The organism is Allobosea sp. NPDC055353, assembly GCF_053644975.1.
The window spans coordinates 2,403,699-2,416,397 of sequence record NZ_JBSHMC010000001.1 but is presented as its reverse complement, the minus strand read 5'-3'; the positions used below and the strand labels follow the sequence as shown (position 1 = coordinate 2,416,397).

10 protein-coding genes are annotated in these 12,699 nt (G+C 62.6%); all 10 read right to left on the bottom strand.

The features are described 5' to 3' along the window. Window positions 1-66: 66 nt before the first annotated feature. The gene (locus ACWIEX_RS11140) at window positions 67-645 is read right to left on the bottom strand and encodes an AAA family ATPase (protein WP_454033095.1); all 579 of its coding nucleotides are present in this window, start codon (window positions 643-645) and stop codon (window positions 67-69) included. After that, the gene (locus ACWIEX_RS11135) at window positions 642-1,229 is read right to left on the bottom strand and encodes a 3'-5' exonuclease (protein ID WP_454033094.1); all 588 of its coding nucleotides are present in this window, start codon (window positions 1,227-1,229) and stop codon (window positions 642-644) included. Before ACWIEX_RS11135 ends, ACWIEX_RS11140 begins: the two co-directional genes overlap by 4 nt. Then, window positions 1,226-2,344, bottom strand: coding sequence for a radical SAM family protein (locus ACWIEX_RS11130; protein WP_454033093.1), 1,119 nt, complete (start codon window positions 2,342-2,344; stop codon window positions 1,226-1,228). Before ACWIEX_RS11130 ends, ACWIEX_RS11135 begins: the two co-directional genes overlap by 4 nt. 14 nt (window positions 2,345-2,358) lie before the next feature. After that, window positions 2,359-4,209 carry an ATP-binding protein gene (locus tag ACWIEX_RS11125; RefSeq protein WP_454033092.1) on the bottom strand — a complete coding sequence of 617 codons (1,851 nt, stop codon included), beginning with the start codon at window positions 4,207-4,209 and terminating at the stop codon, window positions 2,359-2,361. A 22-nt stretch (window positions 4,210-4,231) separates the two neighbouring features. Continuing rightward, a complete protein-coding gene (locus ACWIEX_RS11120; RefSeq protein ID WP_454033091.1) occupies window positions 4,232-5,536 on the bottom strand; it encodes a hypothetical protein in 1,305 nt (434 codons plus the stop codon). Between the two features lie 57 nt (window positions 5,537-5,593). Then, complete coding sequence (locus ACWIEX_RS11115) at window positions 5,594-6,298, bottom strand: ImmA/IrrE family metallo-endopeptidase (RefSeq protein ID WP_454033090.1); 705 nt, start codon at window positions 6,296-6,298, stop codon at window positions 5,594-5,596. Beyond that, on the bottom strand, window positions 6,298-6,666 hold the full coding sequence (locus ACWIEX_RS11110) for a hypothetical protein (RefSeq protein WP_454033089.1): 369 nt from the start codon (window positions 6,664-6,666) through the stop codon (window positions 6,298-6,300). The genes ACWIEX_RS11115 and ACWIEX_RS11110 overlap by 1 nt, the downstream gene beginning before the upstream one ends. After that, a complete protein-coding gene (locus ACWIEX_RS11105; RefSeq protein WP_454033088.1) occupies window positions 6,656-7,246 on the bottom strand; it encodes a sigma factor in 591 nt (196 codons plus the stop codon). The genes ACWIEX_RS11110 and ACWIEX_RS11105 overlap by 11 nt, the downstream gene beginning before the upstream one ends. 9 nt (window positions 7,247-7,255) lie before the next feature. Further along, window positions 7,256-8,236: a DNA-methyltransferase gene (locus tag ACWIEX_RS11100; protein ID WP_454033087.1), complete on the bottom strand. Its 981-nt coding sequence runs from the start codon at window positions 8,234-8,236 to the stop codon at window positions 7,256-7,258. A gap of 270 nt (window positions 8,237-8,506) precedes the next feature. Next, entirely contained in the window at window positions 8,507-12,241 is a 3,735-nt protein-coding gene (locus ACWIEX_RS11095) for a vitamin B12-dependent ribonucleotide reductase (RefSeq protein WP_454033086.1), read from the bottom strand. Between the last annotated feature and the right edge of the window lie 458 nt (window positions 12,242-12,699).

The following is a 12,699-nucleotide window of genomic DNA, read 5'->3' as shown; positions in this document are numbered from 1 at the left end:
GCGATTATGGAATGCTTGGCGCTTTAACGAAGAGGAATGGCGGAGGCCGTCCTTGGATGATCATGATCAATGGCGTCGCGAGGCAAGCTTGACTACCTCGTCGATCAGTTCCGACGCCGACGCCACCGTAAGCCAGCGCGCGGTCGGCACGTGCGCTGTCACCAGTTCGCCGATCTTGTCGCCGGCGAGCTGCCTGAAGGCGGCGTCGGCGTCGCGATCCGGCCCCAGCGGAACTCGCTTGTCGAGGACCGTCGCCGCGAACCAGTCGTAACGAGCCTGATGGGCCAAAGCGATCCGCTCCAATTCCAGGCGCCGGATTTCGTCAATGCGGCGGCCGGTTGCGTCCAGGGCGGCCAACAGGTAGCCCAAGGCGTCGAGAAGCGGGCGATCGACGAGGACCACCTCGAACTTCAGGGCTGCCTCCATCTCCTGCCGCAGCCCTTCGGCCATGATCCAGAGCGTGCTTTCGTAGACATGGTCCCGGAGGATCGGGAAACCGGCTGCGCGGGCTCGGGATGCGGTGTCGACAACTCTGCCGACCGAAACTCCGTTGGCGAGCAGCCGCCTTTCAACCTGGTCCAGGAAAGTCGACTTGCCTGTCGAGTGCGTGCCGGCGACCGCGATCGTGGTATGCGCGAACCTCACAGCATGAGCCCTGTCTGCCTTCCGATGATGTCGGCCTCGTCAAGCAAAGCGGACCTCTTCGACTCCGGCGTGCTCAATAGGAGCTCGGCGAAAAGAGCAACGGTGACGGCGACGTCGTAGGGGGCCGAATGCGCGCCGGTGCGATAGTCGCCTTCCGTTTCGGGGGTGACGCCAAGCCCTTCTGCAAGTTTCGTGAGAGCGTAGGACTGCAAGCCCGGCCTCACTGATTTCGCCAACCTCAAGGTGTCGATGGCGGCCCGAGGGGTCCAATCCGGAAGAACCCGCTTCAACGCTTCGAGGTCGACCTTCACGTTGTGGCCGACGATGGCGGCGTTCTCGATCCAGACCAATACATCATCGGCGATCTCATCAAAGCTCGGCGCGCCCGCGACGTCCTCGTTCCTGATGCCATGGATGCGCGTGACCGCCGCGGAGATTGGCTCATTCGGGCGAATGAGCCAATGACGCCGGTTACCCGTGGGGACCAACGCCTTGATCTCGGCCATCGCCAGCTCGACGATTTCCGGGGGAGTGGCACCATTTCCTTCGACATCGACGATCCAGAATGCATCATCCCACTTCATGACCATCCGACCTCCGCTCGTCCATGCCTACGGGGCAGATGAGGCAGCGCCTTGTCGTGGACCTGGTAATTCAACGCATGCTGGATAAAGTAGCGCTGTTGCTCCGTGCTGTTCCCGACCTCGATGCGTCGCTGGTCGATGTCGAGGTGGTCGAGCGATAAGCCGCACTCGTCGGCGAGCGCCCCTAACGTTTCGATTGATGGGGCCGCATGAGCGGCAGCGCAACGCTCGATCTGTTCCGTAGGGCAGATGTCGCAGACGTCCTTCAGCCCAAAATGCCCATTGTAGTCGACAGTGCCGTGAGCGAACCCGATGCCGCACGACGTCTTCCGAAAAAGCGGCCTTCCGGCGAATGCCTCCAACACCCGAGCCTCCAGATCCCTCGGCAGGATCTTGCGCCGTGCCACTTCCGGATAGGTGTCCTCCACTCCCACCGAGCGAAGATAGGATCGGATCTCCTCGCGGTGAAAAAGCCCGCTGAAAACGGTTGCCGACACGTGTTCGGACAGCTCCCGGGCGCGCGCGAGATGCTCGTCGGTGTCGTTGATCCCAGCGATCAGAGGACGCCAATAGAGGATCGCCTTGGTCCGGCCCGCGGTCGATCCCAAGGCGTGAAGAGATGCTTCCGCGATCCCGCTATCCACGGGCTCCAGCCTTTTATCTTCGATGCCCGACCACGTCACCAGGATCGTCAACCGGATATGTGAGAGGCGATCGAGCCATTTGACGTCGTCAGGCGTCACCTCCCATCGCGTGATCACCAATATCGGGTTTCGCAGCCGCTCTCTGTCGAGTATCTCCAGTGTCCGGAACAAGTGGTCCTTCACCCCAGGAAGAAAGGGGTCGGTCGCCCGGTTTAGCAATTGGATGGGAGTGAGGTCCCGTCGGAAGGCCCAGTGCTCCATAAGTTCGCGAACGGCCGCCTCGTCGTCTACGACCAGATGCGGCTTCTTCATTTCGAAGTTCGCGAAAAGGTGGCGGACGCAATATCCACAATCGAGCGGACAGCCGACGATGTGGTTCAGGCTAAGCCCGCTCTTGCGATAGTCGACGATCTGCCGGAGCGATGCCGGCAGATCGGACGGGGCGTTACGCAGTCGGATATCGGCTCTCATCTTTCGCTCGCTGATCAGTCAACCATGCGCAACTGACAAGGCGACGGATCGACCGTTGTCATGACGGGCCGCGTCAAGTGCGTGAACGAACACAATGCCTGTCCCGGAGCGAGGTTCGGAAGCGACTTCCACGTAGCCTCATTAACGCCAGGCACGACCTTGCGCAGCCGATTGACGACGCCGCTGTCGGTGAGCTTGTGAAGCATCCAATTGTTCACCAGGCCGAGAACTTCATCCGGAAGATGGCTGGGCAACTGGGTTACGAACACAAGGCCGAGATACCGTTTGCGCCCGCGGCGAGCGATGCGCGCAACCTGGTCAAAAAGGTTCGGCATCTGCTTAATGCGTTGCGCTGACAGGAATTCGTGCGCCTCCTCGATGAAGATGTTGACCCTTGGCATCGGGCGCTGTTCGACGCCGTCGCGCTGGGCCGCTTCCCGGGCAGTGTAGAGTTCATCCTGTCGAACTTGAAGCGCCCGGAGCATCTGCGCGATCACCAGGTTGCGCAGGTAAGGGCCATCCATGTCACTCAGGTCGATGATCGCGATTTGACCGGGGACAATCAACTCGTCGATGTTGATCCTCTCCCTCGGATGGTTCGAGAAGACATCCGCCTTCTTCATGCGCCACAGTCGCTTGGCGATGGCCTTCCAAGACCTCGCATCCTTCTCGATCTTGCGAGCGTTGATGTTCTGGAACAGAATTGACTCCTGATCACGAAACTCAACGCTCTTTGCCTTGAACCCGTCTGTCGTCCCGTCCGCGTTCTGGATTGCCGCGCTAACCGCGTCGAGCATCATGTCGACCGTCATGCGGGGCCAGCCCCGGGCGAGTTCGTCGATATCGAGAGCTTCCAGTTGTTCGGCGGGCGTTGACGGGTAGATCTGCAACCGCTCCATCGTGATGCGGCAGATGTCATAGGCCTCCATCAACCGGCGCTCTTGGGGCTCACTGAGATCCAGCACCTCCGCCAGGACGGCTGGGGACAGTTCATCGAATGGAATCTTGAACTCGCGTCGATTGGGATGAGCGGGGTTGGCTGGCACACGGCCTGTCAGATGAAACAGTCGCGTGTTCTCCGCGCCGCGGCTCGGCAGCGCGCGCCTCTTCAGGGCGGCCAGCATCTGCGGGTTCGCCGTCGGTTCGTTCATGGTGGTGTATTCGCCCTCGATATCGAAGACGACCACAGCGTTACCGGCATCGGCGAGGTTCGTCACCATGCCGGACACCGTCGTGCTCTTGCCGCCGCCTGTGGTGCCGAGGATGGCGGTGTGCTTGAAGAGCACGGATTTCTTGGCGGCAGGGATCGTGACCGGTAGTGCCTCGCGGCCGCCGAGCAGCCCAAGCCTGAAGGGCTTCTCGTCGCCTGGGACGTCGAGCCCCAGAACCTTTTCCACCTCGGCGTCGCCAAGGAGGAAGACGGCGCTGTTCGGGCACGGGCGACGCACGGGCGGGATCACCGTGCCGTCGATGCGCTCCCCGAAGATCTCGACCTGGGCGATGCCATGATACTTGGGCGTCAGGACGGCGCCATGCGCGGCCGCCACCACCAACGTCGGAGCATGGGCGCCGAGTGCGTCAGGCTCCGCGAAGGGGCCCGAGGAGACGGCACCAAGATACTCGGCCTCGACCTCCTTCGTCCTCGCATGGATGCTGGCGATTCTGACGTAGGCCTCGCGCGGCACGTTGCCAATCTGGATTTCGGGGATCAGGATGGTGACGGTCCCATCCTCGGAACCTGGCCGATCGAACATGGTGCGGGCCACCGAGCCACGGTAGGCCTCAGGCTCCTGATACGGGCCTCCGTTCTCGTTGGCGGTCTGCTCAAGAATTTCGGCGGCGGCGGCGATCTTGTCGACGGGCATTTCGAGCTCCGATGCGTTGATTTCAGGCGCGCGTGCTGCGCTCCCCGAGAAAGCGGAAGGGTGAGCCAGTGCGAGCCAGTGCGGCGTGAACCTGCGCGGAGACCCCGCTGGCGTCGAAGATGCCCTTGCAGCACCGGTCCGCGACGTCGATGAGGTTGGGAAAGCCACGCGCTTCCTGGAGCGCGCTGTCGGCCATTACGATCTGGGCGGCTTCGTGGACGTGGTCCTCGTGAGCGTAGAAGATCTGCCCGGGGCAGATTGCCGATGCCCTGTAGACTCCCAGCACGACTTTTGAGCCGGCATCCTCCTGGAACGCGCGGACAGCCTGATAGAGCCCCGATTTCTGGTAGTTCGGACGATTGAAGCTGCTGCCCTGGATATAGCCTTCGATGATGTCCCTGGTATTCCGCAGGACCGCGTATTGCAGCGGCTTGAGGGCGTTCGCGATCGTGACGATGGCTTCGTCGCTGATCTCGCTGGGCACGAAGATGAAGCGCTTGTGGTCGAGAAGCAGGCGTCGAAGCATCTCCATGCTAGCGAACGACATCTCGTTGCGGCCAGACCCCGTGATCAATTCGTGCGGCATTGGGCCGCCATGGCCCATCCTCCAAGCCGCTTGGGAGCGGTCACAGAGCATCGCGCGTTCGACATAGATCATGAGGGCCCGGCACATCATGTCACTGATGCCAAGACTCTGACCGTCATCGCCGAACCGTTCTTGTGCCAGTTCCGACTTCTTCCGACGCGCTCTGCGGCTCAGGAAGTCCAAGACCTCTCTCTCCGGGTCCTCGTTGCGGCGCATGATGTCTTGCCGATAAAGGCGATTGCCAATCGTGCCGCCGTCCCCCGTTCCCTGGTAAGACGTCATGCAGATCCCGATCTGGTACACCGTCACCGGCAGCGTAGGCACGGTGATGCGGGTTCCGTCAGCCGCCTCGACGCACCCATTGAAAAGGATGTTGCGGGTCGCGTTGACGACGTTGTCGACGGTCAGGGTGTAGATGCCGCTCTCGGTCGAGCGGTCCGGCGCGGTGGGCAGGCCCGCCTTCAGCGCTGCCATGACCCGCGGCCCGATCTCATCCTCGAACTTGGCGGCCAGTTCCACCTCGCGCTCCAGACGGGCAGCCAAGGTGTCCATCCGTTCGCCGCTCGTCCACGAATTCAGGTCCAGCGCTTGCAGAAACTCGCTACCGGCGTCCCCGGCATCGTGGTCGTCGTCCGGCGCGGAGGCATCACGGGCATCGATGTGGAAAGCATCGGCATCGCCGTAATCGTATTCGCCGCCGTCGGCGTCCGCGAGGATCTTCTTTATTTCGTCGAGAGCCATGCCGGTCTCCGGTTCATCCAGGCAATCCTTCGATTGGGACGCCGGAAGTTCGACAACTTATTTTTTCCCGAACAGACTAAGCACTCCAGGCATCGTTCCAGCAGGCGAGATCAACGCGGCCAGTCGGGTCGCAACCGACGCGGGCAGACCGAAACGTTGCCGGAGTGCACTCGGCGCGGCCCCGCGCATCTTCTTGAGTTCACGCCACGGAGCCAACAACTCGATCGCCAAGTCGTCGGCCTCGTCTTCCATGGCCCCGACCGCTCGGCCATGGACTGGCGAGCGATCCATCGCATGTTGATACGGCTCGATTGGAACGTTCCTCAGGGCGGAAGAGAGTCGTTCGCCAATCGTTGGCGAACGGGTCCGGTCAAGCACGGCGATGATGCCGGGGCCGAACGCTGTGACGGCGTCCTCGCGCGGCTGAAGATAGTGTAGCAGCAGATGGGCCACTTCATGGGCCACTGTCATCCGCCGTTCGTCCTCTGGATCGTGCTGATCAACCAGAACCATGGCCTTACCGCCGTCGGCGACGAGGCATCCTCGGAGCAATCTCGGGGATTTATCCAGCCAAGGACTCGCGCCAATCCCTGCCAAGATCTGCGTCACCAATTGAGTGTCGAGATGAGGGATCAGCCTCACAGCAACAGGCAGGACGAAGGCTGCCGCAAGCCCGATGTCTGCGGGTTCGCCAAACCGATCGCGACCGCCCGCCTGCTTCCAGAAACTCTCCGCAATTTCCTCCCTAGGGCGAGGCGGCATCACTCTTCCTCGTCGCGGTCACGGGCCGCGAGAAGCATACCGACAGCGGCGTTTTCAGTTGGGTGAGCATCGCCCAAGCGCTCGATCGCTTCCGCTGTTCGCAAGAAGATCGCCAGCCGCGCCTTGTCGATGTCGAGAGAGCCCGCGATCTCCTCCACGTCTGCCATCCAGCTTTCGGTCCGAGGGCGGAGACATAGCGAAAGCTCTGACAGGTTCTGCATCCGGCAACCGAGTTCAATCTCAGGCTGACCACTTGGGAAGGCCTTACGCCAACTCTTGACGAGGGTAGCGATCAGCGGCGCCGTCGATCGCGCTGCACGGCTGGCCGCCCGCTCCAGATCCCCATCCCCGTTGCGTTCAAAGGTCATTCCGCAGCCTCTTCAGACGAAGCAACATGCGATCCTTGGCCTGCTTGACGATCTGATCTACCTCGGCAGCGGAAGGGTCTACCCCAAGCGCTTGTGCAAAGGCCTCGGTTCGCTTTTCCTCATTGAGGATGAGAACGAGAACGTTCGCCTCTGCTTGGTTGGTGACCAACCTGCCGCCGTGCAACCTCATGATCCTTCGCGCATCGATCGCATTTTCGCCATCCGAAGTATCTTTCGAGCGAGAGGCCCAGAACTCGACATCCGTCTCGACTCTTTTCTGCAGAAGCGCGTGGTCCCGCGCTTGCTTGCGCGTCAGGTCGATCGCGTCCCGCTTGGCAATCGTGCAGAGAAAACTCCAGAGAGAGCTCTTGCCGGGATCGCAGATTGAAGGATCACCCAGATATTCGAGGATGGCGTCATTCGCGAGGTCGTGGATCTCGTCGTCCGAGAGTCTTTTGAACTCGTTCCGAAGGAACCCCCCGAGAGGACCAGCAGCCTCGCGGAACAGATCCAAGGATGCCGTCCGACTGCCGGCCAGAAGGCGCACATGGATTTGATCGAGGCGTGCCTTCAGGTCCACGGCGGCGCCTTATTTCGGCTCGATGCCATTCAGGCGCTGACGGGATAGATTGACGTAATGGCTACTTAGCTCGATGCCGATCGCTGGTGATCCCCTGTCCAGGGCCACCTGCAACGTCGTGCCGGAACCGGCATAGGGGTCAAGCACGACGCCACCTGCGGGGCAGCCAGCAGCCAAGCACCGATCGACAAGCGCCTCGGGGAAAGGCGCGGCGTGTCGGAAGCGGCGCTTCGCATTCGGGGCGGGGATGTCCCAAACGTCTTCCTGGCCGTCGAGTCCTGATCTATCGAAGTGATAGCTGGACGATTTCGCCAAGATGAAGATCGTTTCGGTGGTGGTCCAAGGGCGGTCCTTGACACTGGGCTCTGCGAGCCCCTTCGGCTTACGCCAAACTACCGCGGACCTCAGCACCCAGCCATCCGCTTGCAGTGCCAGCGCGACTCGCCACGGGATGCCGATGAGCGATTTCTGTGGCAGGCCGAAGCCCGGGCGGTCCACTGCTCGGTATTTTCTGCGCGCGAAGCTCCGCCAGATTTGCTTCGGATCGCCTCCCTTGGGCTGTCCGTTTCCGGAATAGTAGGTATCGCCGATCACGATGAAAGCCGTGCCACGCTTTTTCAGCACGCGACGAACTTCCTTGAAGACCTGGACCAATGCCCTGACATAGGCCTCGACGGTATCTTCATGCCCTGTCTGGCCTTCGACCTCGTAGTCCCGCTGCCAATAGTAAGGGGGGCTCGTTACCACACAGTCGACGAATTCGTCAGGGAGCCGGGAAACACCCGCATGGGCATCGTCGTTGCTGACGACCCAAGGTGAACCGCCTCGATGGCCCCACTTGGGGCTCTTGAGCGACGCGAGCTCCAGGAGTTCGAACGTAGGTGCCTCAGGGCCGTCGAGCGTCGAAAGGCGCGGCTGGACTTCCCGGACCGTCGGGTGAGGTTCCTGGAGTGTCCTGAGGATATCCTTTATGGTCTTTTCTGTTTTCACGGCAGCCGCCCAAGTCGAATCTGTATGATCACCTGACGACGTGCGGAGAACAAGGGGCCCCGCCGCCTATTCTGCAGAGTTAGCAATTGGAGAAGTTCGCCCTCCTTAACCTAATCGGTGGGAAGAGCTCGCCTGGGAGGGGGGGCATGCTTTGCCTAGGTCGGCGAAGGGGGGCGGCACTAAGTGCCGCCCCCCTGTTTTTGCGGAAGTCGAAGCTCAAAAACGGGGAACTTCGCCTCTCATTTCAAGAAGAACAAGCAGTCGGAATAATCAACTGCACCCGGTTGTGGATCCGCAGGTGTTGCACTTCAGGCAGGTGCCGTTGCGGACCAGCGTGAAGTTGCCGCATTCGCCGCAGGAGTCGCCGACATAGCCCTTCATGATCGCCTCGGCTCGCCGTTCCGAGGCCGTCGGCTGGGCGGCCGGCGCCGCGAAGCCGAGCTTGGCCATATCCGCCTCGCCATAGGCTTCCGGCTCTTCCTTCAGCGCGGTGGCGCCGGCGGTGGCGAGGCCGATCGCCGAGGTAGTCGAGCGGGCGACCGCATCGTTCGCAACATAGCTTCCCTGGCCGCCGCCCTGGATGGCGAGCAGGTTGATCGGCTTCCCGCGGCGGAAGCCGGTGGAGGCGAGGGGGGTCGTCACGATCGGGGTCGCATCCGGGGCCTTGTCCTGGCCGACGCCGCTGCCCAACACGTCATGGCCGATCTCGCTCGGATCGACATGCGCGAGGTCGTTGCGGCCGAGATAGGAGATCGCGAGCTCGCGGAAGACATAGTCGAGGATCGAGGTCGCGTTCTTGATCGACTGGTTGCCGGCGACGAAGCCCGAGGGCTCGAAGCGCGTGAAGGTGAAGGCCTCCACGTATTCCTCCAGCGGCACGCCGTATTGCAGGCCGAGCGAGACCGCGATGGCGAAGTTGTTCATCATCGCCCGGAAGGCCGCGCCCTCCTTGTGCATGTCGATGAAGATCTCGCCGAGGCGCCCGTCCGAATACTCGCCGGTATGGACATAGACCTTGTGGCCGCCGACCGTGGCCTTCTGGATATAGCCCGTGCGGCGATCCGGCATCTTCTCGCGCTCGCGCTTGCGCTCGATGCGCTCAACGATGCGCTCGACGATCTTCTCCGAGATCTGCGTGGCGCGCGCCGCCATCGGCGCTGCGACCAGCGTCTCGACGGCGTCGTCGGCCTCGTCGTCCTCATCCGAGATCAGCGCCGAGTTCAGCGGCTGCGAGAGCTTGGAGCCGTCGCGGTAGAGGGCGTTCGCCTTCAGCGCGAGCTTCCACGAGAGCATATAGGCACTCTTGCAATCCTCGACCGTGGCGTCGTTGGGCATGTTGATGGTCTTGGAGATCGCGCCCGAGATGAAGGGCTGGGCCGCCGCCATCATGCGGATATGGCTCTCGACCGAGAGATAGCGCTTGCCGATGCGGCCGCAGGGGTTGGCGCAATCGAAGACGTTGTAGTGCTCGGTCTTGAGGTGCGGAGCGCCTTCCAGGGTCATCGCGCCGCAGACATGGACGTTGGCGGCCTCGATCTCGGCCTTGCTGAAGCCGAGGAAGGGCAGGAGCTCGAACGACATGTCGTTGAGCTTCTCGGCCGGGACCTTCAGCGTGTCGGTGAGGAAATCCTCGCCCAGCGTCCACTTGTTGAAGACGAACTTGATGTCGAAGGCGCTCTTCAGCCCCTTCTCGACCGCCTCGATCTTCTCGTCGGTGAAGCCCTTGGAGCGCAGCGAGCCGGGGTTGATGCCGGGCGCCTGCTTCATCGAGCCGTGGCCGACCGCATAGGCCTCGATCTCGGCGATATCGGCCTCGCGGTAGCCGAGCGCACGCAGCGCGTCCGGCACGGCGCGGTTGATGATCTTGAAGTAGCCGCCGCCGGCGAGCTTCTTGAACTTCACCAGCGCGAAATCGGGCTCGATGCCGGTGGTGTCGCAATCCATGACGAGGCCGATCGTGCCGGTCGGCGCGATCACGGTCGCCTGGGCGTTGCGGTAGCCGTAGCGCTTGCCCTGCTCCAGCGCCTCGTCCCAGACGATGCGCGAGCGCTCCGCCATGGTCACGGCCGAGCCGCCGAGGCGGGCGAGCGTCGCATGGTCGAGCGGGACCGGGGTGACGCTCAGGCCCTCATAGCCGTCGGCGAGGCCATGGGCTGCGGTGCGGTGGTTGCGGATGACGCGCAGCATGTGGCTGGCGTTCTTCTTGTAGCCGGGGAAGGGGCCGAGCTCGCCCGCCATCTCGGCCGAGGTCGCATAGGCGACGCCGGTCATGATCGCGGTGAGCGCGCCGGCGAGAGCGCGGCCCTCGTCGGAATCGTAGCCGAGGCCCATGGTCATCAGCAGGCCGCCGATATTGGCGTAGCCGAGGCCGAGCGTGCGGTACTCGTAGGAAAGCTCGGCGATCTCGCGGCTCGGAAACTGCGCCATCGTCACCGAGATCTCGAGCACGACGGTCCAGAGCCGGCAGAGATGCTCATAGGCCGCGACGTCGAAGGCCTTGGTCTCGGTATCATAGAACTGCAGCAGGTTGGCCGAGGCCAGGTTGCAGGCGGTGTCGTCGAGGAACATGTACTCGGAGCACGGGTTGGACGCCCGGATCCGGCCGGAAGCCGGGCAGGTGTGCCAGTCGTTCATCGTCGAGTTGAAGTGCAGGCCGGGATCGGCCGAGGCCCAGGCGGCGTAACCGATCTTCTCCCAGAGGTCGCGGGCCTTCAGGGTCTTCATGACCTTGCCGGTGGTGCGGCCGGTCAGGTTCCAGTCGCTATCCGTTTCCACCGCGCGCAAAAAATCGTCGGTCAGCGAGACCGAGTTGTTCGAGTTCTGGCCGGAAACGGTGAGATAGGCGTCGGAATCCCAGTCGGTGTCATAGGTGTCGAAGGAGATATCCTTGTAGCCCTGCTTGGCGAACTGGATGACGCGCTTGATGTAGTTATCCGGCACCAGCGCCTTGCGGGCGAGCTTGATCTCGCGCTTCAGGGCCGGGTTCTGCTCGGGGTCGAAGCAGGAATCGCCGTCGCCCTCGCAGTTCACGCAGGCCTTGAGCACGGCCTTCATGTGCTTCTTGACGGTCTTGGAGCCGGTGACGAGGGCGGCGACCTTCTGCTCCTCCTTCACCTTCCAGTCGATATAGGCCTCGATATCGGGATGGTCGGCATCGACCACGACCATCTTGGCGGCGCGGCGGGTGGTGCCGCCCGACTTGATGGCGCCGGCGGCGCGGTCGCCGATCTTGAGGAAGGACATCAGGCCGGAGGACTTGCCGCCGCCGGCGAGTTTTTCGCCCTCGCCACGCAGCATCGAGAAGTTCGAGCCGGTGCCGGAACCATACTTGAACAGGCGGGCCTCACGGACCCAGAGGTCCATGATGCCGCCCTCGTTGACGAGGTCGTCCTGCACGCCCTGGATGAAGCAGGCATGCGGCTGCGGATGCTCGTAGCTCGACTTCGACTTCACCAGCTTGCCGGTCTTGAAGTCGACGTAGAAATGGCCCTGGCTCGGGCCGTCGATGCCATAGGCCCAGTGCAGGCCGGTATTGAACCATTGCGGCGAGTTCGGCGCGACGCGCTGGGTCGCGAGCATGAAGCGCAGTTCGTCATGGAAGGCCGCGGCATCTTCCTCGGAGGTGAAATAGCCGCCCTTCCAGCCCCAATAGGTCCAGCAGCCGGCAAGGCGGTCGAAGACCTGCTTGGAGGAAATTTCGGAGGCGTAGCGCTCGCCCTCGGGCAATTCGGCGAGAGCGGCCTCGTCGGCGACGGAGCGCCAGAGGAAGGAGGGGACGTCGTTCTCTTCGAATTTCTTCAGGCGCGCGGGCACGCCGGCCTTGCGGAAATATTTCTGCGCGAGCACGTCGCTCGCGACCTGCGACCAGGCCTCGGGAACCTCGATGCCTTCGAGCCGGAAGACGACGGAGCCGTCCGGGTTCTTGATCTCGCTGACGGCCGATCGGAACGGGATCGCGGCATAGGGCGACTGTCCGGCGGAGGTGTAGCGGCGCTCGATGCGCATGATCTTCATCCCTTGATCTGCCGCGGACTTGCCTTGAAGCCACGCGCGGCCGGTTGATCACCGGCTCCTGATGTCAGCCCAAACTCGGTTCGATGCCCTGTGGGGCCTCGGCGGTGTCACCCCGCCGATGGTCCCGGACGCGCTCAAATGCCCGCGCAAATCCGTTCGCTTCCGCTGTTGATGGCGGATGCGGCGGCAGGCCCGGAACACACTGGAAAACTAGGGTTTCGCAGTCATCCAGAGGGGGTGCCGCCGGCCGTCATGCGATGGTCAAAATCTAGTGCAGATGCCGGTCTGGCGTCAAGGAATAGTGTCTATCGATCCCTGTGGACACGACATCTGGTAGGTATATGTGGGTTACGGGGATAAGTTGCAAGGCGCCCGCTAAGCCTCGGAAATCGCCGGGGAATCGGATTCAGCTCGGCAAGATTGCCACAGTGTGGGAGGAAGCGCAGTCC

Coding starts and splice junctions, on each gene's coding strand:
- ACWIEX_RS11125 (WP_454033092.1), bottom strand. CDS start 4,209: ATGCCCGTCGACAAGATCGCCGCCGCCGCCGAAATTCTTGAGCAGACC.
- ACWIEX_RS11130 (WP_454033093.1), bottom strand. CDS start 2,344: ATGAGAGCCGATATCCGACTGCGTAACGCCCCGTCCGATCTGCCGGCA.
- ACWIEX_RS11095 (WP_454033086.1), bottom strand. CDS start 12,241: ATGCGCATCGAGCGCCGCTACACCTCCGCCGGACAGTCGCCCTATGCC.
- ACWIEX_RS11115 (WP_454033090.1), bottom strand. CDS start 6,298: ATGCCGCCTCGCCCTAGGGAGGAAATTGCGGAGAGTTTCTGGAAGCAG.
- ACWIEX_RS11120 (WP_454033091.1), bottom strand. CDS start 5,536: ATGGCTCTCGACGAAATAAAGAAGATCCTCGCGGACGCCGACGGCGGC.
- ACWIEX_RS11110 (WP_454033089.1), bottom strand. CDS start 6,666: ATGACCTTTGAACGCAACGGGGATGGGGATCTGGAGCGGGCGGCCAGC.
- ACWIEX_RS11135 (WP_454033094.1), bottom strand. CDS start 1,229: ATGAAGTGGGATGATGCATTCTGGATCGTCGATGTCGAAGGAAATGGT.